Raw genomic sequence first — 19,910 nt, forward strand, 5'->3', positions numbered from 1 at the left:
TTAAAAAGCAGTAACATAAGTTACTGCTACAGATTATCTATTCTCGCATTCAAGGTTTGCAACTGTACAAGAAGTTTTACAAGCTGATTGGCATGAGTTTGCACACTCTTTGCATCCTGGTTTTGCTATGCTGTTCTTAAGAGCACCCATGTTTATTGTCTTTATATGCTTCATGTCTACTCCTCCTTTTATTATGCTTTACACTTTTATGATTATAACACAATAAAATACTATACTCAAGAGTAAAAAGTATTTTGTGCATAAATTGTTAATATTAGCTTGGCTAAACATATTTTATTTATCTGTCTGACAATATTATACCAATAAGCCCTGAAAAATACCAATAGCTAAAGACATAATTAACATTATTATTAATCCTTTAAAATGAATATTTCCTTTTGTACAAACAAAGATACCATCCCAACTACAACCATATAAAGTATTCCAATTACTCCTCCGTGTAAATATCCCTTTGTCTTAATCTTAAAACATCCATATAAAGATGCATAAACAATACTAAGTACTGTTATTATGAAAGTTACTGTATCAATATGTTTGGGATCTAAATTAGAATAATGGAATACAATAGCTGTAATTAAAAGCAATAGAATTGATAAAATAATTCCCCTTATAATTGATTTTAAATAAATCATTGTAATGTTTTCTTTTATATCTTGCTTTGACATTAAACCACCCCCATATTAATTATATGAGGGTAGTTTTATTATTTATGATTAAAATGTCCACTTACCTTCGTTATATCCATACTTTTCAAAGAATTCCTCTTTAAAATCAAGAAGCCTATCCTCCATAATTGCCTGTCTTACATCTTCCATAAGCTTTAACAAGAATCTTAAATTATGTATTGTTGTTAATCTTGCACCAAGTATTTCTTTTGCCTTAAACAAATGTCTTATATATGCTCTTGAATAATTTCTACAAGCATAACAATCGCATTCTTCATCTAATGGTCTAAAATCCTCTGCATATTCTGCATTTCTTACAACAAGCTTACCCTTACTTGTAAATACAGTTCCGTTTCTTGCAATTCTTGTTGGCAGAACACAATCAAACATATCTACTCCTCTTATAACACCCTCTAATAGAGCATCTGGACTTCCTACACCCATAAGGTATCTTGGCTTATTTTCTGGAAGCAGATGAACTGTCCAATCAAGAACCTCATACATTATATCCTTTGGTTCTCCAATACTTAGTCCTCCAACAGCATATCCAGGGAAATCTAATTTTATCATTTCTCTTACACTTTCTTCTCTTAAATCTCTATACATTCCACCTTGTATTATTCCAAATAAAGCTTGCTTTTCAGTATTATTGTGAGCCTTCAGACATCTTTCTGCCCATCTTATAGTTCTGTAAAGTGAATTTTTAGCATAATCATAATCACAAGGATAAGGCAGACACTCGTCAAAGGCCATAATAATATCAGCCCCTAATGCATTTTCAATCTCTATTGCCTTTTCTGGTGAAATAAAATGTTTTGATCCATCAATATGAGATCTAAAGGTAACACCTTCTTCTGTTATATCCCTTAGCTGGCTTAAGCTAAATACTTGAAATCCTCCACTATCTGTAAGTATTGGTCTATCCCAGTTCATAAATTTATGTAGTCCGCCAGCTTTTTCAACCAATTTTTCACCAGGCCTCATATAAAGATGATATGTATTACTTAAAATTATTTGTGCTCCTATCTCCTTTAATTCCTCTGGAGTCATTGTTTTTACTGTAGCTTGCGTTCCTACAGGCATAAATATAGGTGTCTCAATAACTCCGTGTGGTGTATGTAATCTTCCTAATCTTGCTCCAGACTGTTTACAAGTTTTAATAAGTTCATATCTTATTGCTCCCATATTTCTCCTCCTACTTTATAAACATTGCATCTCCAAAACTAAAGAATCTGTATTTTTCTTTAACTGCAGTATTATAGGCATTTAATATGTTTTTGCGGCCTGCCAATGCACTTACAAGCATAATAAGTGTTGATTCTGGTAAATGGAAGTTAGTTATAAGAGCATCTACACATTTAAATGTGTAACCAGGATAAATAAAAATATCAGTCCAACCGCTTTGTGGCTTTATTAATCCATTTTCATCAGCTGCCGTCTCTAACGTTCTACAGGATGTAGTTCCTACTGCGATTATTCTTTTTCCATTCTTTTTTGTAGTATTTATAATTTGTGCATTTTCATCATCAATCATATAAAATTCAGAATGCATTTTATGCTCTAATATATTTTCCACCTTAACTGGCCTGAAGGTTCCAAGTCCTACGTGTAAGGTTAAATATGCAATTTTAACGCCTTTATTCTTTATTTTTTCTAAAAGTTCGTGTGTAAAATGCAACCCAGCAGTTGGTGCCGCAGCCGAACCCTCAACCTTTGAATAAACGGTTTGATATCTTTCCCTATCCTTAAGTTCTGCCTTTATATAAGGCGGAAGTGGCATATTTCCTAATCTATCAAGTATTTGTTCAAAAATACCGTCATATTTAAACTCTATAATTCTTCCACCTGATTCGGTATTTTCTAAGACCTCACAGCGTAATTCTCCATCACCAAAAACAAACTTTGAGCCAATTTTTGCTTTTTCCCTGGTTTTACTAACGTTTCCCATTTATCCTTATCTATTCTTTTAAAAGAACAAATTCTACGTTTGCCCCTGTATCTTCCTTTACTCCAAACAATCTTGCTGGAATTACTCTACTATTATTTAAAACTAAGCAGTCACCTTCATTTAAAAAATCTATAATATCTCTAAAAATTCTATGCTCAATCTCACCTGTTTTTTATCTAAAACCATTAGCCTTGACATATCTCTTGGCTCAATTGGTGTTTGTGCAATAAGTTCCTCTGGCAAATCAAAATAAAAGTCCTTTACATTCATCAAATCACCTCTAAATATAAAGTTAGTAATTAGTACAATTATTATTCATCATTTTTTGTATATTTAAGTGTTTGTATGCTGCTTCTGTGGCTATTCTTCCCCTTGGGGTTCTGCTTATAAAACCAATCTGTAATAAATAGGGCTCATATACATCCTCTATAGTATCGCTTGATTCGCCTATGCAGTAGGATAACGTTTCAAGCCCAACTGGTCCTCCACCAAATTTATTTATTATTGTTAAAAGCATCTTCCTATCTAAATTATCTAAACCTAATGAATCTACATCTAACATATCTAATGCCTTAACGGCAATTTCATAATTTATAACACCATCACCTTTAACCTCTGCAAAATCTCTAACCCTCTTTAATAATCTATTTGCTATTCTTGGTGTTCCTCTTGATCTTTTTGCTATTTCAGCTGCTCCCTCTAAAGTAATTTCAGTTTTTAATATCTTTGAGGAACGCATAATTATTTGTGTTAAATCCTCAACATTGTAATACTCAAGCCTGCATATTACCCCAAATCTATCTCTAAGCGGTGAAGTAAGCATACCTGCCCTTGTTGTTGCACCAATTAATGTAAACCTTGGTAAATCAATTCTTATTGAACGAGCACTGGGCCCCTTTCCAATTATTATATCAAGTGCAAAATCCTCCATAGCAGGATATAATATTTCTTCTACACTCCTATTTATTCTATGTATTTCATCAATAAAAGCACATCATTCTCACCTAAATTGGTAAGAATAGCTGCCAAGTCTCCCGCCTTTTCTATTGCAGGTCCAGACGTAATTCTAAGCCCTGCTCCCATCTCATTTGCAATTATTGCAGCAAGAGTTGTCTTACCTAATCCTGGAGGACCATATAATAATACGTGATCTAAGGATTCTCTTCTATTTTTAGCCGCCTTTATAAAAATGTCAAGTTTTTCTTTAACTTCACTTTGTCCTATATACTCACTCAATGTTTTAGGTCTTAAACTTCCCTCAATATCTATATCTTCATATTTAAGGTTTGAAGCTACTATTCTATCCTCCAACTATATTCACCTAACCTTTCATTAACACCTTAAGCGAAAGCTTTATTATTTCCTCAATTGAATTAGCTTGATTTAATACCTTTGAAACTGCATAAAAAGCCTCTTTTCTTGAATAACCTAAGGCCATAAGTGCACCAATTGCCTCATTTTCATCCAGACCGCTTAAATTTATAGGTTCCTCATCCTGGTCTCTTTGTGTTAAATCAACATCTTTAAACTTATCCTTCAACTCTAAAATTATTCTTTGAGCAGTTTTTTACCTACTCCCTGTGCCTTTACAATCATTTTTTCATTGTTTGTAACTACTGCTAAAATAAAATCAGAAGCAGTAACTGTTGATAAAATTGAAATTGCAGCCTTTGGTCCTACTCCAGATACCGAAATTAGCATTTTAAATATATTCAATTCTTCTTTATTTAAAAAACCAAAGAGTACATTTTCGTCCTCTTTAATTTGCTGATAGGTATATATTTTAACTTTTTCCATTTTGTTATGTAGTTTTTGAATGTCTCTATTGGTCATACAAATTTTATACCCGATATCATTGCAATCTAAAACAACTCCATCCTCAAGAATTTCATCTATCATTCCCTTTATGTAGTATATCATATATTTCACCTCATCTCATTATAAAAAATTGCTCATATTGTTTGTATGTGCGTGACAAATTGCAATAGCAAGTGCATCTGCAACATCATCTGGTTTTGGTATTTCCTTTAAATTTAATAATATCTTTACCATCTGTTGTATTTGCTTTTTATCAGCTCGTCCATATCCTACAACTGCTTGTTTAACCTGAAGAGGAGTATATTCGTAAATAGGTATTTTATTTTTTGTGCTGCTAAAACAGCCACTCCTCTTGCTTGCCCTACAACAATTGCTGTTTTTGCGTTTTGATTAAAAAATAGTTCTTCTAAAGCAAATGCATCTGGTCTATAAGTATTTATTATTTCATTTAGCTCATCATATATTATTTCAAGCCTTTGAGGCACAGTATTCTTTGTTGTAGTAGTAATTGCTCTATATTCTAAAACATTAAATTTATTTTGTTTATGTTCTATAATACCTATTCCAACAATTGCAATACCTGGATCTACACCTAATATTATCATATAATCCTCCTGTACGAAAATTTGTTCGAATTTGATTATAGCAGAAAAAAGAGGATGCAAAGTCTTTGCATCCTATGAATCTAAATCTTCAAGTATAAAGTCCTCCATCTCCTCATAAGTTCGTTTTATTACTCCTCTTTTCAAATCTTCTTGCTCCTGTTGAGGCAAGCTTTCTATATTTATTTCTGTTTCTTCCTTTAACTTTAAATTTCCATATTCATCTGTTTGATAGATATATACCTTTCCTTCGTTTGCAAGTGCTATAAAAACATTTGGTGGCCAAGTATTATCAATATTCTTAGAAATAACAACCCTTTCTGAAGTAAAATATTCAACATTATATCCTTGTCGTCTAAAATAGTTTTCTGCATATTCCTTGTTAGCACCAAGTAGTTCTTCATTAGGAACAATTATTTCTTCAAGAGAAAAATAACCTGCCTTTGTATAAACATCCTTTTTTATAATCTTTGTCTTTTCATTTATTATATTTTCAGGCAATTGAAGGGTTGTTTTTGCGACAACATTATCCTTCTTGGTTTGTTTTTCAACATACCTTTGCATTGTGTAATAACCTGTAAAAAACTTGCTATAGATAATAATATAATAGCTATGAATATGTAAACTCTTCTATAAAGCATAATATCCCTCCTTAGAGGGATATTATAACCAATAACATACTATTTTATTCATATTTATCCAAAATTATTCTCCCCATCCTTCAGGGAACTCTGCATTGTGCCATACATTTTGAACATCGTCATTTTCTTCAAGCTTATCAAGCATTTTTTCAAACTTTTCTGCAGCTTCTCCACTTATGCTTGCATATGTTGTTGGAACCATTGACACTTCCGCTGATGCAAATTCTATTCCATTCTTTTCCAATGCTTCTCTTACAGTAGAGAAATCCTCTGGAGATGTTAATATTTCATAAACATCTTCCTCTGATGAAAAGTCTTCTGCACCAGAATCAAGTGCCATCATCATTAGTTCATCTTCATCAATATCTTCCTTCTTCTCCACTATAAGTACTCCCTTCTTTTCAAATAAGAAGGAAACACACCCTGTTGTACCTAAATTTCCACCATACTTTTCAAATGTATGTCTTACTTCACTTGCTGTTCTATTTCTGTTGTCAGTAAGTGCCTGCACAATAACTGCAACACCGTTTGGACCATATCCTTCGTAAACTATCTCCTCATAGTTTACATTTCCTAATTCTCCTGAAGCTTTTTTATGGCTCTTTCTATATTATCCATAGGCATATTATTTGCCTTAGCCTTTGCTATTGCATCTCTTAGTCTTGAATTTGCTTCAGGATTTGCTCCACCTTCCTTAACTGCAACAGCTATTTCTTTTCCCAGCTTTGTAAATATTTTGGCTCTTATTGCATCTTGTTTACCTTTTCTATGCTTTATGTTAGCCCATTTTGAATGACCAGCCATTTTCTTTGCCCCCTTAACTTAAAATCCGAATATATATTTTACCACGTTAGTTACATATTTTCAAGATATGAGGGCTCTAAGGTGAACTGCCACCATTTATAAAATAGTTGACTACTATGGCAAATTAAAATTCAACCAAAACACATTTACTATGAACAACTTGCATTCCATAATTCTTTGCCTTTTCAATTACCTCAAAGCTTTCAGCACCTGGCTGAAACCAAACATATTTAATTCCAACTTCCGCTGCCTCGTCAATATATTTTTCACCTCTTACAGGATTTATAACCATATTTATAGCCTCTGGACTTTCTGGTAAATCCTTAAGAGAAACATAGGTTTTTGTCCATCAACTTCCTTTCCAGAAGGATCTACTGGATAAACATCATATCCTTTGTTCTTTAAAAATTATATATCTTGTAAGCAAATTTTTCTTTATTTGAAACACTTCCTATTACAGCCCAAATCTTTTTATTTTTAAATTCATCTATCATACTGGCACCTCCATAATCTTACCCTCTTCATCAATAAAGCAGGTAACACCTTCTTCTTTTAATTTTATTATATCATTACCATTAAACATTTCAATCAAATCTTGTCGAATTTTCTGAAATTCATTGTTAAATGCCATTATTTCTAAAGTTACTATTTCAGTAAACTCTGTATTTTTTATTATTATATTTCTTTTACTTAAGTAGTTACTTAGTTTCCCATATTTATCATAATCACAAGCAATTTCAAATACCACTGCTTCTGATTCCCTAACTTTACCTGCTGCATCCACACCCTGCTTGCAGGATGCCCCATAGGCTCTTACAAGTCCACCAGCACCTAAGAGAATTCCACCAAAATATCGCGTTACGACAACTGCAACATTATTCAAATTTTCTCTCTTTAAAACCTCAAGCACTGGCGGCCCTGCAGTACCCTGTGGTTCTCCATCATCAGAATATCTCATTGAAATTCCATTGTTAGTGATATAGGCATAAACATTGTGGGTTGCATCCTTATATTTTGTTTTTATTTCATTTATAAAGCTCATTGCTTCATCTTCATTTAAAACCCTTTTTATGTTACAGATAAAAATAGAACGTCTTTCCTCCATCTCTACTTCTACTTGTCTTTTTACCGTAAAAAATCCTTAGCCATTACAATTACTCCCTTCAATTTCCTTTATAGCTGTCTCTGCTGCTTTTATAACATATTCCTTTTCATTTTTATCCTTCAATATATTTTGTAAATATTTGACTGACTTTTACTTTTTATTTTTCCAAGTGCCTTTATTGCATATTGTTTAACCTGAGGTCTTTTATCTGTCAGAACAGAAATCAAGGCGTCCTCTGATTCCTTAGCCTCTATTTTACCTAAGGATGAACAACATATTCTTTTTATATTACCATCGGTGCATTTTAAAAAGGTCATAATAGACTGAATAGCTCTTTTGGATTTCAATTCTCCAAGTAACCATATAAGGAAAAGACATTCATCTCTTGTGACTGAAAAAGATTTTCAATAGCATACTTTTCAATAGCCCTTCTTTTTCATCATCTAACTCCTCAAGAAGAAGAACTCTTTCTTTTTATTACACTTAAATAAGTTGTTAATTATCTTCTGTGGATTTTCGCCTAATTCCTGTGTTCTATATTTAATTCTACATTCTATTATTTGTCTTTCAACTGTAATTTTATCAATCCCCTGATTTTTGATATGACATTAATACTTTTTCCTTCTTTATAAAGAAGATAGCTAATATCAGCATCACTTAATAAATCAATATTATCCCAAGATAAATTCTTCATAATATCACCTAATTTTACATAAACATATTTGTAATTATCAATTTAATATGATAATATATTTAAAGAAATTTATCAATGTTGGAGGTGTAAACAATGATAACTAAGGATATGGGAATAATAGAAATAGTTAACAAGTATCCTGAAACAGCTGATGTATTCTTCAAGTATGGAATGCACTGCTTAGGTTGTATGGCTGCAAGATTCGAAACCCTTGAACAAGGTGCTCTTGCTCACGGTATCGATGTTGAAGCTATGGTAAAGGACTTAAATGAAGCAATAAAGAAGTAATTTAATACATAAAAAGTGCCAAGAACTTTGTTTCAAGGCACTTTTTATTATATAAATTTAAAAATATTACCTTTTTACATTTAAAATAAACTTCCTTCATTTTCTCTATTGCAAACTTCAATTCTTCCTTACTACAAGTACCAAAACTCATCCTAAAGTAATTGGTATTTATATCATCTAAATAAAATGCACTGCCTGGTGCAATTGTTATCCCTTCATCCTTTAATAGACTTGCATATATAGATGAATCCATATCAATTTTGCACCACAGGTTTATACCTCCATTAGGTTCTACAAAATCTATAAAATTAGCATTTTCTTTAATGTATTTAACTACAAAATCGTATTTATCTTTATATTTACCTATTAAAAAGTTTATATGTTTATGCCATAATCTTTTTCTTAAATATAAATCGAAGGCCCTCTGCATAAGGCCAGAAGTTGATATATCTGTTGAATACTTTACACTTTGTATATCCATACTCATATTATTAGGAGATATTATGTATCCCAATCTTATACCAGGCATAAAAATCTTTGAAAAACTTTTTAAATAGATAACTCTATTGTTTTTGTCAATAGATTTTATGGGAAGGGTACTTTCTCCATAAAACCTTAATTCAGACATATAATCATCTTCAATTATATAAAAACCATATTTGTTTGCTAAATAAATAAGATTGAGTTTTGTATCCTCTGAGTATGTATAGCCAGTAGGGTTTTGAAAATTTGTCATTATGTATAACAATTTTATTTTATTCTTTTTAGCAACATCCTCTAAAATACCTAAATTAATCCCATCTTGCTCAATTGGTACTTCTATAACATTGGCTCCTCTTGACCTGAACACAGCAACAGCTCCAGTATAAGTTGGGCATTCGACAACAACATTATCACCAAACTTTAAAAGGGTTTTTGAAATAATATCTATACCCTGCTGTGCTCCAGATATAATACTTATATCGTTTATATTTGCTTCTATCCCCATCTCCTTTGAATATTCACGCAAACTCTCTCTAAGGGGAAGATATCCCTTGGGTTCTTGATATGTAAAGGCAAACCCACCATCTCTATCTAATACCTCATTTATAACATTTTTAAATTCTTCTACAGGAAAATAGTTTGGATTTGGCATTGAATTGGATAGATTTACCTTTGTATCTTCATTTTTTTATATTCTATTTTTGTATGAGTTTCTTGTTTTGAAATTTTATTGCCTCTAACAAAGGTTCCACTTCCAACCTTTGAATAAACTAAACCTTCCTGTTCAAGCATTCTATAAGCATTAACAATTGTAACATTATTAACTCCTATACTTTTGAAAGTTCCCTTATAGATGGAAGTTTTTCATCTGCCTTTAAAGTTCCTATCTCTATTAATTTTTTAAATTCCTCAAAAACCTGTACATATAGAGGTTCTACGCTATTTTTATTTACCGATATAGGATAGTGCTTCTTCATATAATCCCTCTACTTTCTTAAAAGAAAACTGATGTTGTCCCTTCTCCAACGTGGCTTCCTATTGCTGCACCGATTTCATATATTACAAATTCCTTAATGTTAAACTCCTTTTGTATTTCATCCCTAAGTTGCATACAAAAATCAATATTGTTAGAAAAGTTCATACCTATTACTTGGTTTTCTAAGTCGTATCCTCTTTCCTTCATTGTTTCAATAACCTTTTTAATTATACCCTTCTCCCCCTTACCTTATCATAAGGGATTATGTATCCATCACTAAATTGTAGAATTGGCTTTACATTCAAAAGAGTTCCAATTGCCGCCTGTGCTGTTGAAATTCTTCCTCCTCTTTTAACATATCAAGATTTCCAACCGCAAAAATATGTTCCATTCTATCCCTCATATATATTACCCTGTCTACAATCTCCTGCAATGTTTTACCTTGTTTAACCATTAAAGCTGCTTCTCTTACGATTAAACCTAAACCAACAGAGGCTCCCTTTGAATCAATAACTGTAATGTCCTCGGTTTCAAGCATATCCTTTGCAATGCACGCTGATTGATACGTACCACTTAATCTTGAAGAAAATGCTATATATAGAATATGATATCCCTTTTCTAAATACTCTTTAAAAGCTTCAACAAATCTTGAAGGAGGTATCTGAGATGTTTTAGGTAAATCCTTTTAGTCCTTAACTTTTCATAAAACTCCTTTGTTGTAATTGTAACTCTATCTTCATATATTTCATCCCCAAAGGCTACAGTCATAGGTATCATTTCAACATCTAATTCCTTTAGATAATCCAAGTCCAAATCACAGGCACTATCTGCAAATATTTTTATACTTTTCATAATATTACCTCCTGTTTATTAGTAACAAGTATTATTATACATCAACCTATGCTGTATATACAATCTCATCTATTAGGTATTCTTCACCATAAGTTGTATATTTTCTTGTTATCTCATTAATTATTCCTTTTTCAGCCAACTTGTTTAGAACCTTACTTAAGTCTCCATCAATTTGCTTAAATAGTGGTAAACTCCTTATTTCTTGAACAGATAAAGGTCTTTGTGTTGTTTTTAAAACTTCTATAATTGGAGTACATAAAACTTCTATATTATCTTCAATAAAATCTTCCGCCATCCTTAAAACTTTTTCTACTCTTTGTTTAATATCTCCGCCTTCTGTCAATTCATCAAACATATCCTTAACTGATAAGTCCATATTCACTGCAAAGGATAGTATATCTTTATCTGTCATATGTCCCTTTACACTCATTAAAAGACGGGCATAATATTTTATAAGGTCTACACACCATTGATAGGCTGTTTCATATTTATGTGTTATTAAGTATTTATTTACGTAATGAATTGAATTTAACAGATTTGATAGTATTTCTATATTTCTTATATTTCTTTCTCTATCTGTATAAAATTTTATTTCATTTAATACCATCATTAATTCATTATCTAAGCAAAACAATATCTTTCCACTAAAAACCGCTTTATGGAAAGTTCCACCCTTTAAATAATTGTTGTACTCTTCTATAAATATATCCCTTGATACATATTGAATATTAATCTTTATATTTGCATACCTTGTTTGTATTATTTCATTCTTATTTTGTTCCTTTGTAATAACGAAAAAGTCAATATCCGATTTCTCCCATATATCACCATTTACCAAGCTCCCATATATCATCGCACACAATATATTTGAGTTTGACTTTAACTTTTTTCTACACTTAAATACGCCTCTTGATATAATCTTATGTTCATCACTCCACCCCCAACTTTAATAGTTTAAACTAAAAAATTTTATATAATTATAGCAAAAAAATAGAAACAAACAATTTATTCTTTAACTTTATCTACTTTAACTATAATAGTTTTATTACAACCTTCACAAAAACAATAGTGATTGCAATATATATCCTTTGCTTCCTCTAATGTTTTTGTTCAAGATTTAAAGCATAATCATCATAATAATATTCAACCTTATCCAATATCTTCATAGGTTTTTGCAACTTGGACATATAGCCACATAATCAATAATACCATTGCATACTGGACATACAAACATTTTATCATCTCCTAAATCTTTTGATTCGAATTAACCCAACTATGAATATTACAATAGAAGCCAAACCTAATGATGTAAATACAGGGCTAAAAAGTACTTTACTTTAAAATAAACATAGGGAAAAGTAAAAAATCCTTTAGCCCAAAATTTTCTTTTTACCAATGGCAAGAGTGTATTTTCCACCCTTTGTAGTAGAATATACCGCAATTATATACTTACCACTTTTGTTTATAATACCATTTATAGATTGTGCCTTAATATATTTTGTCTGAGTAAACTTCTCATAAAACTCATTGTTGTAGTCCTTAGGGTATACAACATTTATTACTCCATAACCTTTAGGAACATTAAAAGGCACGTCGTGTTTTACTGAAAATTCTTTGCTTATTATTGCAAAATTAGGTTCAAACCCTATATTCTTTTTTATTTTGGGAACAAGCATTTCTATATAAAAGTTTTCCCCTTCCTTCCCTTCAAATTCATAAAAATCTACATCATTTTTATCATCAAGTGAAACATAGATAGCATATGAAATGGTATGATTATCAATTGTTATTGGAGATGTAATTGTTGTATCCCTTTTTTCAAATATTGGTTTATGGGCTGTTACTATTGTTATTGTGCTAAATATTAATAAAAAGAGTAATACACATATTTTCTTTTCATTTTTTACTCCTCCTTTCCTTTAATTAAATATATTCATTATTTTATTTTTTATACAACATTAAATAAAAAACACCATACTGGTGTTTTTTATTTAAAAAGTCTCTCTATATCTATCCATTATCTTACCAAAAATTTCAACAGTTGTAGGTGGAGTATATGATATAGCATTTGCTCCTGCAAGTATAGTTTCTCTTATTGTTTCTTCTGTCGGTCCACCTGTTGCAATTATTGGTACAGTTGGGAACTGTTCTCTTATTCTTCTTACAATGTTTGCAGTATTCTTTGCACCTGAAACATTAAATATAGTTGCACCTGCCTCAAGTCTTTCCTTAAAGTTTTCCCTTTCTGAGACTACAGTAACAACAATAGGTATGTCTATAGTTTCTCTCATCAATTTTATTGTTTCATTTGAAGTTGGTGCATTAACAACAACTCCTATTGCACCTTGAAATTCAGCGTCAAGGGCTAAATTGACAACTCTTTTACCTGTTGTTATTCCTCCACCTACACCGCAAAACACAGGAACATCAGCCGACTGCATTATTGCGTGAGTAATTACAGGCTGTGGAGTAAAGGGATAAACAGCAATAACAGCATCTGCATTTGTATTTCTTATTATTGCAACATCGGTTGTAAAAACCAATGATTTTATTCTTTTCCCAAAAATAACTATACCACTTGCTTCTCTAATAACTGGAGGAACTTCAATCAAATGACTTCTTAACGAACCCTTAATTTCAGGTATAAATTTACCATTCATTATAATACCTCCCTTTTTAAATATCTTAAGCAAATAAGCCTTTAAATCTATAAAATAAAATATTTACTTTTACAAAAATTAATATTAAACAAACAGGAGATGATTTTATGCCTAACAATATAAAATTAACTTTATTATTATATATATTAATAATAAATTCTACAATATCTTTGTTTAAATATACCTTTTATGATATAACATCAAATTCAAAACCTACTAATAAAAAAGTTTGTTTAATTATTGTAGACGGTCTAAGATTAGATGCTATTAGCAATATGCCTTTTGTCGAAGGGTTAATAAAAAATAATAATGCTCAATTTACTGTTTCTATTTCTGACAAACCAACCTTATCAAGGGCTGGCTATATGCGAATTTTAACTGGTGCTCCTACCAACATTAGTGGTATTTCATCAAATAATCAACATATGCCTTCACCAATATTATCTGTATCGGATTTAGCAATAAAACAAAACCTAAAAACTGCTCTCTGTGGATATTTTTGGATAGATGAACTTTTCCCCTTTACATTTTACTATAAAAGAACATATTTTATTAGAGATGGTACTACCTTCCAAGATGCAATTTATTTAATTAAGAGTTATAGACCTGATTTTTTAATAGTTCACCCTATGTCAGTAGATAATTCTGGACATTCTTATGGAGGGAATTCTATACAATATAGAGAAACTTCAAAAAGATAGACTCTGATATATATAATCTATATACACTATTAAATACAAATAATTATGATATTATAATAACCTCTGACCACGGACATCAAAATTTTGGAGGACACACTAATTATGAAGAAAATACATTTCTAACTCCTTTTATTTTTATAAGCAACAACACCAAACTAAAATTACCAAAGTATATAAAACAAATAGATATTGCACCTACCCTATGCGATTTATTAGGAATTCCTAAAACTATATATATGACAGGAAATTCTCTTATTGAAAATGACAATATATTTCCAATAAGAAAAGCACACATTATAAACCCTATGCTCTCCTTTGAATACAATTTAAATTTATCCCTTTTTATAACAAATATACTACTTACAGTTCAACTTATCATTTATTTTTATTTTATTCATTTACTAAAACTTAAATTTTAATAAAAATATATCGAACTTTCAGATAATTAATTAATTAAATTTTACCATATAAATAATAAAAAAGGTAGAGATTTTCATAAAATTAACAATCTCTACCCAAATTTCTAAATGGCTGCCGAGGTAGGACTCGAACCCACACGTGCCTGATCCAGAGTCAGGTGCCTTACCATTTGGCGACTCGGCATTAACCTTACATAAATTATTATATATAAGATTTGTAAATTTTTCAATATGCAACTAATCAATTTGTAAATATTTCTTATATCTATTAATTATATCCTCTGTGGCCTCTACTAATATCTCAATCCCCTCTTCTTTGTATTCCTCTCTTTTAATACAATTTAAAGAATGTAGTTCTGATACAATTCTTGCATCTTTATAAGGTACAAGTATTGTTTCTTGAATAATAGAAGAAAATATTCTTTTCTCTACTTCTTTTAAAAACAAATCTAAATTAATCTCCTTAAGTGCCGAAATTTCAACAGTGTTTTGATATTTTGCCTTAATTGCACATAAATTTTCTTCCTTAGCAGCATCTATTTTATTGATAGCTAAAATCATTTCTTTATTTTGTGCTCCAATTTCCTTTAAAACTCTATTTACTGTTTCTATTTGAACCATTGCGTTTTCATTTGAACCATCAACCACGTGAACTATTAAATCACTTTCCACAACCTCTTCAAGTGTTGATTTAAAGGCTTCAACTAAATCGTGAGGAAGTTTTCTAATAAAACCTACAGTATCTGAAAAAAGTACATCTCTGCCACTTGGTAATGTAATAATTCTTGTTGTTGTATCAAGTGTTGCAAAAAGCATATTTGCTTCAAGAACCTTCTCTTTGTCTTTTCCATAAAGCTCACAAAGTTTATTTCTTAGCGTCGACTTTCCAACATTTGTGTAACCAACAAAGGCAACAACAGGTATTTCATTTTGTTTTCTTCTTTCTCTTTGAACACTTCTTATTTTTTTAACTCTTTCTAATTCGTTTTCTAAGTCGTAAATTCTTTCACGTATATGTCTTTTATCTATCTCCAATTTTTTCTCTCCTGGGCCTCTTGTTCCAATTCCACCACCGGTTCTCGATAAAACGTGACCTAACCCTATAAGTCTTGGTAATCTGTATTTTAACTGTGCAAGTTCAACCTGAAGTTTTCCCTCCATTGATTTTGCACGCTGTGCAAATATATCTAATATCAATGTTGTTCTATCTATGACTTTACAGCCAATAACCTCTTCAAGATTTCTTGTCTGAACTCCATTTAATTCATCATCAAATATAATAGTATCTGCCATTAAACTTTGTCTTAGAAGTGCTATTTCCCTTGCTTTACCAGAACCTATATAATAGGCTGGATCTATTTTAGCTTTATTTTGAATAACCTTATGAACAACGAAAGCTCCAGCAGTCTCTGCAAGTTCCTGCAATTCATCTAATGATTCTTCAACAGAATATCCGTCTTCTGATCTACAGCCCACCAAAATTACCCTTTCTTTTTCACTCTTTTGTACTTCGTGAGCTATATTTTCTATTTGTTTTCTATTTCATTTACAATATCTGAAAAACGTATATTTTCCATATCTTCTATACTATATGGTCCTTCCACAAAGGCCTCATTTTTTATCAACCCATCCTCTACCTTTAAATAGCCAAAGGAAAAACTTTTGGGGTTTCCATCTACTACGGCAACTGCTACCATTGTATCAAATTTCATTTCAATTAAAGCTGTAACATCAGGTACTGATAATCTTGAATCATCTGATAAATGAGTATGTATGCAACGTATTCCGTTTAACCCTCTTTCGCTTCTTTTTCGCTCATAAACTCAAGTGGTGCAGTAAAATTATCACCTACTAAAACATTTACTATTTTCCCTCTTCTATTTATGTATACTGCCACTTCACGACCTATTGCTTGTGATATTTCACAAACTATTTCCAAAATATTGGATGAAATTAAAATATCTTTTTCACAATTTAATTCATATAGTTCCTCAAGTCTATTTATATATTGTTTCTTTAAACCTTCTGTGTTTCCATATATCATATAATCATCCCCTTTTAAGATGTACTAAGTATTAATTATATCATCAACCCTTTAACCTCTCAAGATATAACAAATTTGTTGTTCATAAGTGTTTCTTCATAATCAGAGCTTCTTTAATGTTTGTAAGCAATCAATAAAAATTTATTATTTTTGCATAATAATAAAAACATTATAGATTAGTCTGATTAAATTTTACCCTTGAATTCTTGACTTTTTTAAACAATATTTTATATTATCTTTAATATACAAATTTAATGGAGGGAAAGTGATGGAAAATAAAAGGAAAACATATTAATAACAGCAGATGAAATTCAATCAAAGGTTGCTGAACTTGGTGCTATTATTTCAAATGATTATAAAGATAAAAAACTTTATGTTCTATCACTACTTAGAGGAAGTTTTATTTTCACTGCCGATTTAGTAAGACACATATCAGTTCCTGTTAAAATAGGATTTATGACCACATCAAGCTATGGACATAGTGAAGAATCATCAGGAAATGTTAAAGTAGTACACGAAATTGCAGATAATATAGAAGGCTTTGATGTTCTTGTTGTTGATGACATTGTGGATACTGGTATAACAATGAAGTTTGTTATGGAATATCTAAAAAATATAATCCTGCAAGTATCAAATCCTGTGTTCTCTTAGATAAGCCAGAAAGAAGAAAAGTTGAATTAACGCCTGATTATAAATGCTTTACGATTCCTGACGTTTTTGTAGTAGGATATGGTCTAAACTATGGAGATTATTATAGAAATAAACCATATATATTCAATTGGGAAAATAAATAAGTCTGCAATTTTGCAGACTTATTTTGTTATATCCTTCATAAAATCTAAATTTGCATAGGTCTCTGGAACTTTACCTACTATTATACTTTCTGATATTGGTACACTTGTAATAACTGATACATTGTTTCTTGCAAAGGGTACAATAACTTGAACGCTTGCCTTAATATCAAGATATATAATATGTCGTGTTTGGTTTATTCCTGCTGCTTGAAATTCTGATCTATAATTTGTATTAACTGAACCTACAGGTTTCATTTTAAAGGGAATTTTAGGTCCGTAGTTTGCAAGAATGTCATTTTTTAAAACTACTCCTAATGGTATTGAACCCTTTCTTCCTTCAATATTTCTTATCCTATCCTGAACAGAAAGTGAAATTTCAGAACCTATCCTATTAAGTTCAACTGAATTTGCCTGTATCATAACTATATTCCCATCTTTATCTGTTTTTACTGTTATAATGTCATCATAGGATATTTTGTTTTTAAACTCAGTTCTTATAGTTTCATTTATTGTTTCAAGAGCAATAGCCCTTGCCTCTGCATCACAATATGCTAAAACTATTGGTTTTAATGCCCTATCTAAAAAATAGATATTTATAAGAAATAAAATAAATAATATTAATAATATTAAAGATACCCTTTTAAAAAACTTCATCATTTCCTCCTAAATTCATTTCTATTAAAATTTATGTATATAATATAAAAAAGAAGTTGCAATCGCAACTTCTTATGCAGCTGTTGAACCATCAATTCCTTCTATTTCATTAATACTGATTTGTCTTGTATGTTTAGTATGGCTCCATTCTTTTTGTTTTTATCTATTATACCTTGTACTGTTATTGGTATCCAAGTTATTGTATAAATACCATACAACAAATACCATACATACACCTTAAATCCTTTGAGTCCTTCAACACTTAATATAGCAGCTGACACTATACCTATATACGCTAAATTTAATAATGATATTTTTATTATGTTATCTCCTCTTGTAATTACTCTATCCATTAAAAATACATTTAGTGAATAAAGTCCTAAAAACGCCAACATCTTTTTAGATAGCTTTCTTTCAAGTGCCATTACAATTGGTGTAAACATAAATTGAAATACACTAAACAGCTTCCATACTATCGGTGTAAATAAATACTGAATTATAAATATATTTAATCCCTTCTCTGAATGAGTTTGTAAATAAGTTAGTATCAAAGACATACCTAATAAAAGAATTATAAAAGGTTGAACTGTGTATAGTGCACAGTCAAAGGCAACAAAATCTTTATCTTTAATTGCCTTTTTCATAAGTTTAGTAAAGTACCTTGTTGCTACATCTGCAAATCCCTGCATCCATCTTTTTCTCTGGTTCCAAGATTGTTTTAAAGTCAAAGGTTTTTCATCATATATAACAGCAGTATGTGCCCATCCAACCTTATATCCATTTAAAACAAGTTTGCAGGTAAACTCTAAGTCTTCTGTTAAACAAGTTGCTCCCCAACCAAATCTCTTAAGAAGTTCTGTGTCTACACAAAATCCTGTTCCACCTATTTGATTAGAAAGTCCTAATTTCCATCTTGCAGCTTGGAAAAGTCTATTTGCACTCCAGAAGGCTATTGAATATGAATGTGTAATCCAAGAGTCATTTGGATTTTTACTATCTATATATCCTTGAACAACCTTATATCCTGAAACAAGTTTTTTATTCATTTCCTTTAAGAAGTTTCTTGAAGCTAAGTTATCTGCATCAAATACAACTACCGCATCATATTTTTTATCCATTTCAAATATATTGTTAAACATCCACTCAAGTGCATATCCCTTACCACGTTTTGTAGAATCAAACCTCTCAAACACCTGAGCCCCGTGTTCCCTGGCTATTTTTGCTGTATTGTCTGTACAATTATCTGCTATTACAAAAATATCGTATAGCTCCTTTGGATAATCTAAATTTTTTAAACTCTCCACTATTTGTGCTATAACCATCTCTTCATTATGGGCTGCTACTATTAATGCAAAGGACTTTTGTGGCTCTACCTCATTATTATCTTCCTTTTTTAGCCTTAACCCATAAAAGGAGATTATCATATAGTATGATGAAATTATAAAAACTATTATTTGAAACACAAACGTTGCATTAAAAATAAATTCCTTCATTGTCGACTCCTCCAATTATTTTGCTTTAATTCAATATCACTCTAAAATTAGGTTTAACAATTAATATTGTTATTATTCTTAGCACCTATTAGATTATAATGCTATTTATCTTTTAAATAAAGGCACTTAAAATATTATTAATAATTCTTTTACATTTAAAAAAACATCAATATGTTTATATTGTAGAATTAAATATTGTATAATGATATAATGTAAGTAAGTTGACTCTAAAGGAGGTTTACTATGGC

Annotated in this window: 19 protein-coding genes, 1 tRNA gene and 9 pseudogenes; 4 read left to right on the forward strand and 25 right to left on the reverse strand. The window is 30.6% G+C overall.

Going from position 1 to position 19,910, the window contains the following annotated elements:
* Positions 1 to 33 precede the first annotated feature (33 nt).
* From scfA to PL321_RS13690, 13 genes and pseudogenes are all read right to left on the reverse strand, one after another.
* On the reverse strand, positions 34 to 174 hold the full coding sequence (gene scfA / locus PL321_RS13630) for a six-cysteine ranthipeptide SCIFF (RefSeq protein WP_018662320.1): 141 nt from the start codon (positions 172 to 174) through the stop codon (positions 34 to 36).
* A gap of 197 nt (positions 175 to 371) precedes the next feature.
* Positions 372 to 686 carry a TIGR04086 family membrane protein gene (locus PL321_RS13635; protein WP_273962391.1) on the reverse strand — a complete coding sequence of 105 codons (315 nt, stop codon included), beginning with the start codon at positions 684 to 686 and terminating at the stop codon, positions 372 to 374.
* A gap of 48 nt (positions 687 to 734) precedes the next feature.
* Positions 735 to 1,871 (reverse strand): tRNA guanosine(34) transglycosylase Tgt, encoded by a 1,137-nt coding sequence (tgt, locus tag PL321_RS13640; RefSeq protein WP_273962392.1) that lies wholly within the window; start codon positions 1,869 to 1,871, stop codon positions 735 to 737.
* Between the two features lie 10 nt (positions 1,872 to 1,881).
* Positions 1,882 to 2,904 (reverse strand): annotated as a pseudogene (gene queA / locus PL321_RS13645) (tRNA preQ1(34) S-adenosylmethionine ribosyltransferase-isomerase QueA).
* Positions 2,905 to 2,926: 22 nt separating this feature from the next.
* Positions 2,927 to 3,945, reverse strand: a pseudogene (gene ruvB, locus PL321_RS13650) (Holliday junction branch migration DNA helicase RuvB).
* Between the two features lie 10 nt (positions 3,946 to 3,955).
* Complete coding sequence (locus PL321_RS13655) at positions 3,956 to 4,174, reverse strand: RuvA C-terminal domain-containing protein (protein ID WP_273962393.1); 219 nt, start codon at positions 4,172 to 4,174, stop codon at positions 3,956 to 3,958.
* 8 nt (positions 4,175 to 4,182) lie between these two features.
* Positions 4,183 to 4,554 carry a Holliday junction branch migration protein RuvA gene (gene ruvA / locus PL321_RS13660; protein WP_273962394.1) on the reverse strand — a complete coding sequence of 124 codons (372 nt, stop codon included), beginning with the start codon at positions 4,552 to 4,554 and terminating at the stop codon, positions 4,183 to 4,185.
* Between the two features lie 18 nt (positions 4,555 to 4,572).
* Positions 4,573 to 5,057 (reverse strand): annotated as a pseudogene (gene ruvC / locus PL321_RS13665) (crossover junction endodeoxyribonuclease RuvC).
* A gap of 72 nt (positions 5,058 to 5,129) precedes the next feature.
* Positions 5,130 to 5,618, reverse strand: coding sequence for a BofC C-terminal domain-containing protein (locus tag PL321_RS13670; protein WP_273962395.1), 489 nt, complete (start codon positions 5,616 to 5,618; stop codon positions 5,130 to 5,132).
* 141 nt (positions 5,619 to 5,759) lie between these two features.
* Positions 5,760 to 6,499: pseudogene (locus tag PL321_RS13675) on the reverse strand (YebC/PmpR family DNA-binding transcriptional regulator).
* 124 nt (positions 6,500 to 6,623) lie between these two features.
* The gene (locus PL321_RS13680; RefSeq protein ID WP_273962396.1) at positions 6,624 to 6,791 is read right to left on the reverse strand and encodes a CoA-binding protein; all 168 of its coding nucleotides are present in this window, start codon (positions 6,789 to 6,791) and stop codon (positions 6,624 to 6,626) included.
* Positions 6,792 to 6,989: 198 nt separating this feature from the next.
* Positions 6,990 to 7,625, reverse strand: a pseudogene (locus PL321_RS13685) (YigZ family protein); the annotation flags it as partial.
* Positions 7,626 to 7,723: 98 nt separating this feature from the next.
* Positions 7,724 to 7,921 (reverse strand): HEAT repeat domain-containing protein, encoded by a 198-nt coding sequence (locus tag PL321_RS13690; RefSeq protein ID WP_273962397.1) that lies wholly within the window; start codon positions 7,919 to 7,921, stop codon positions 7,724 to 7,726.
* A gap of 470 nt (positions 7,922 to 8,391) precedes the next feature.
* On the opposite strand from PL321_RS13690, the gene PL321_RS13695 reads away from it, so the two are divergent.
* Positions 8,392 to 8,586, forward strand: coding sequence for a DUF1858 domain-containing protein (locus PL321_RS13695; RefSeq protein ID WP_273962398.1), 195 nt, complete (start codon positions 8,392 to 8,394; stop codon positions 8,584 to 8,586).
* A gap of 1 nt (position 8,587) precedes the next feature.
* On the opposite strand, the gene PL321_RS13700 is transcribed toward PL321_RS13695, so the two are convergent.
* The 8 genes and pseudogenes from PL321_RS13700 to PL321_RS13740 all read right to left on the reverse strand — a co-directional run bounded on the left by PL321_RS13700 (position 8,588) and on the right by PL321_RS13740 (position 13,557).
* Entirely contained in the window at positions 8,588 to 9,721 is a 1,134-nt protein-coding gene (locus PL321_RS13700) for an aminotransferase-like domain-containing protein (protein ID WP_273962399.1), read from the reverse strand.
* Between the two features lie 14 nt (positions 9,722 to 9,735).
* Complete coding sequence (locus tag PL321_RS13705) at positions 9,736 to 9,861, reverse strand: hypothetical protein (RefSeq protein WP_273962400.1); 126 nt, start codon at positions 9,859 to 9,861, stop codon at positions 9,736 to 9,738.
* 35 nt (positions 9,862 to 9,896) lie between these two features.
* Positions 9,897 to 10,046: a hypothetical protein gene (locus PL321_RS13710; protein ID WP_273962401.1), complete on the reverse strand. Its 150-nt coding sequence runs from the start codon at positions 10,044 to 10,046 to the stop codon at positions 9,897 to 9,899.
* 17 nt (positions 10,047 to 10,063) lie between these two features.
* Positions 10,064 to 10,706, reverse strand: a pseudogene (locus tag PL321_RS21590) (DegV family protein).
* Complete coding sequence (locus tag PL321_RS13725) at positions 10,664 to 10,897, reverse strand: DegV family protein (RefSeq protein ID WP_273962402.1); 234 nt, start codon at positions 10,895 to 10,897, stop codon at positions 10,664 to 10,666. Before PL321_RS13725 ends, PL321_RS21590 begins: the two are co-directional and overlap by 43 nt.
* A gap of 46 nt (positions 10,898 to 10,943) precedes the next feature.
* Complete coding sequence (locus PL321_RS13730; protein ID WP_337961174.1) at positions 10,944 to 11,816, reverse strand: nucleotidyltransferase domain-containing protein; 873 nt, start codon at positions 11,814 to 11,816, stop codon at positions 10,944 to 10,946.
* A gap of 451 nt (positions 11,817 to 12,267) precedes the next feature.
* Positions 12,268 to 12,573 (reverse strand): hypothetical protein, encoded by a 306-nt coding sequence (locus PL321_RS13735; RefSeq protein ID WP_273962403.1) that lies wholly within the window; start codon positions 12,571 to 12,573, stop codon positions 12,268 to 12,270.
* Between the two features lie 315 nt (positions 12,574 to 12,888).
* Entirely contained in the window at positions 12,889 to 13,557 is a 669-nt protein-coding gene (locus tag PL321_RS13740; protein ID WP_273962404.1) for a hydrolase, read from the reverse strand.
* A 107-nt stretch (positions 13,558 to 13,664) separates the two neighbouring features.
* Here PL321_RS13740 and PL321_RS13745 point away from each other — a divergent pair, with 107 nt between their 5' ends.
* Both PL321_RS13745 and PL321_RS21595 read left to right on the forward strand, forming a co-directional pair.
* Positions 13,665 to 14,258: an alkaline phosphatase family protein gene (locus PL321_RS13745; protein WP_273962405.1), complete on the forward strand. Its 594-nt coding sequence runs from the start codon at positions 13,665 to 13,667 to the stop codon at positions 14,256 to 14,258.
* Between the two features lie 56 nt (positions 14,259 to 14,314).
* Positions 14,315 to 14,677 carry a hypothetical protein gene (locus PL321_RS21595; protein ID WP_443110793.1) on the forward strand — a complete coding sequence of 121 codons (363 nt, stop codon included), beginning with the start codon at positions 14,315 to 14,317 and terminating at the stop codon, positions 14,675 to 14,677.
* A 109-nt stretch (positions 14,678 to 14,786) separates the two neighbouring features.
* On the opposite strand, the gene PL321_RS13750 is transcribed toward PL321_RS21595, so the two are convergent.
* Both PL321_RS13750 and hflX read right to left on the reverse strand, forming a co-directional pair.
* Positions 14,787 to 14,861, reverse strand: a tRNA-Gln gene (locus tag PL321_RS13750).
* A 53-nt stretch (positions 14,862 to 14,914) separates the two neighbouring features.
* A pseudogene (hflX, locus tag PL321_RS13755) lies at positions 14,915 to 16,721 on the reverse strand (GTPase HflX).
* A gap of 288 nt (positions 16,722 to 17,009) precedes the next feature.
* On the opposite strand from hflX, the pseudogene hpt reads away from it, so the two are divergent.
* Positions 17,010 to 17,515, forward strand: a pseudogene (gene hpt, locus PL321_RS13760) (hypoxanthine phosphoribosyltransferase).
* Between the two features lie 18 nt (positions 17,516 to 17,533).
* On the opposite strand, the gene yunB reads toward hpt, so the two are convergent.
* Both yunB and PL321_RS13770 read right to left on the reverse strand, forming a co-directional pair.
* Positions 17,534 to 18,172, reverse strand: a complete 639-nt coding sequence (gene yunB, locus PL321_RS13765; RefSeq protein WP_273962406.1) for a sporulation protein YunB — start codon at positions 18,170 to 18,172, stop codon at positions 17,534 to 17,536.
* 69 nt (positions 18,173 to 18,241) lie between these two features.
* Positions 18,242 to 19,662 (reverse strand): annotated as a pseudogene (locus tag PL321_RS13770) (glycosyltransferase family 2 protein).
* Positions 19,663 to 19,910: the final 248 nt, after the last annotated feature.

This window comes from Caloramator sp. mosi_1 (genome assembly GCF_028622835.1).
Lineage (GTDB): Bacteria > Bacillota > Clostridia > Clostridiales > Caloramatoraceae > Thermobrachium.

Excerpts from the sequence above, each read along its gene's own strand:
- PL321_RS13690 (WP_273962397.1), bottom strand. The coding sequence starts at position 7,921 with ATGACCTTTTTAAAATGCACCGATGGTAATATAAAAAGAATATGTTGT.
- PL321_RS13695 (WP_273962398.1), top strand. The coding sequence starts at position 8,392 with ATGATAACTAAGGATATGGGAATAATAGAAATAGTTAACAAGTATCCT.
- PL321_RS13725 (WP_273962402.1), bottom strand. The coding sequence starts at position 10,897 with ATGAAAAGTATAAAAATATTTGCAGATAGTGCCTGTGATTTGGACTTG.
- PL321_RS13635 (WP_273962391.1), bottom strand. The coding sequence starts at position 686 with ATGTCAAAGCAAGATATAAAAGAAAACATTACAATGATTTATTTAAAA.
- PL321_RS13680 (WP_273962396.1), bottom strand. The coding sequence starts at position 6,791 with ATGGTTATAAATCCTGTAAGAGGTGAAAAATATATTGACGAGGCAGCG.
- PL321_RS13710 (WP_273962401.1), bottom strand. The coding sequence starts at position 10,046 with ATGAAGAAGCACTATCCTATATCGGTAAATAAAAATAGCGTAGAACCT.
- PL321_RS13745 (WP_273962405.1), top strand. The coding sequence starts at position 13,665 with ATGCCTAACAATATAAAATTAACTTTATTATTATATATATTAATAATA.
- tgt (WP_273962392.1), bottom strand. The coding sequence starts at position 1,871 with ATGGGAGCAATAAGATATGAACTTATTAAAACTTGTAAACAGTCTGGA.
- ruvA (WP_273962394.1), bottom strand. The coding sequence starts at position 4,554 with ATGATATACTACATAAAGGGAATGATAGATGAAATTCTTGAGGATGGA.
- PL321_RS13700 (WP_273962399.1), bottom strand. The coding sequence starts at position 9,721 with ATGCCAAATCCAAACTATTTTCCTGTAGAAGAATTTAAAAATGTTATA.
- PL321_RS13735 (WP_273962403.1), bottom strand. The coding sequence starts at position 12,573 with ATGCTTGTTCCCAAAATAAAAAAGAATATAGGGTTTGAACCTAATTTT.
- PL321_RS13705 (WP_273962400.1), bottom strand. The coding sequence starts at position 9,861 with ATGCTTGAACAGGAAGGTTTAGTTTATTCAAAGGTTGGAAGTGGAACC.
- PL321_RS13670 (WP_273962395.1), bottom strand. The coding sequence starts at position 5,618 with ATGCAAAGGTATGTTGAAAAACAAACCAAGAAGGATAATGTTGTCGCA.
- PL321_RS13740 (WP_273962404.1), bottom strand. The coding sequence starts at position 13,557 with ATGAATGGTAAATTTATACCTGAAATTAAGGGTTCGTTAAGAAGTCAT.
- yunB (WP_273962406.1), bottom strand. The coding sequence starts at position 18,172 with ATGATGAAGTTTTTTAAAAGGGTATCTTTAATATTATTAATATTATTT.
- scfA (WP_018662320.1), bottom strand. The coding sequence starts at position 174 with ATGAAGCATATAAAGACAATAAACATGGGTGCTCTTAAGAACAGCATA.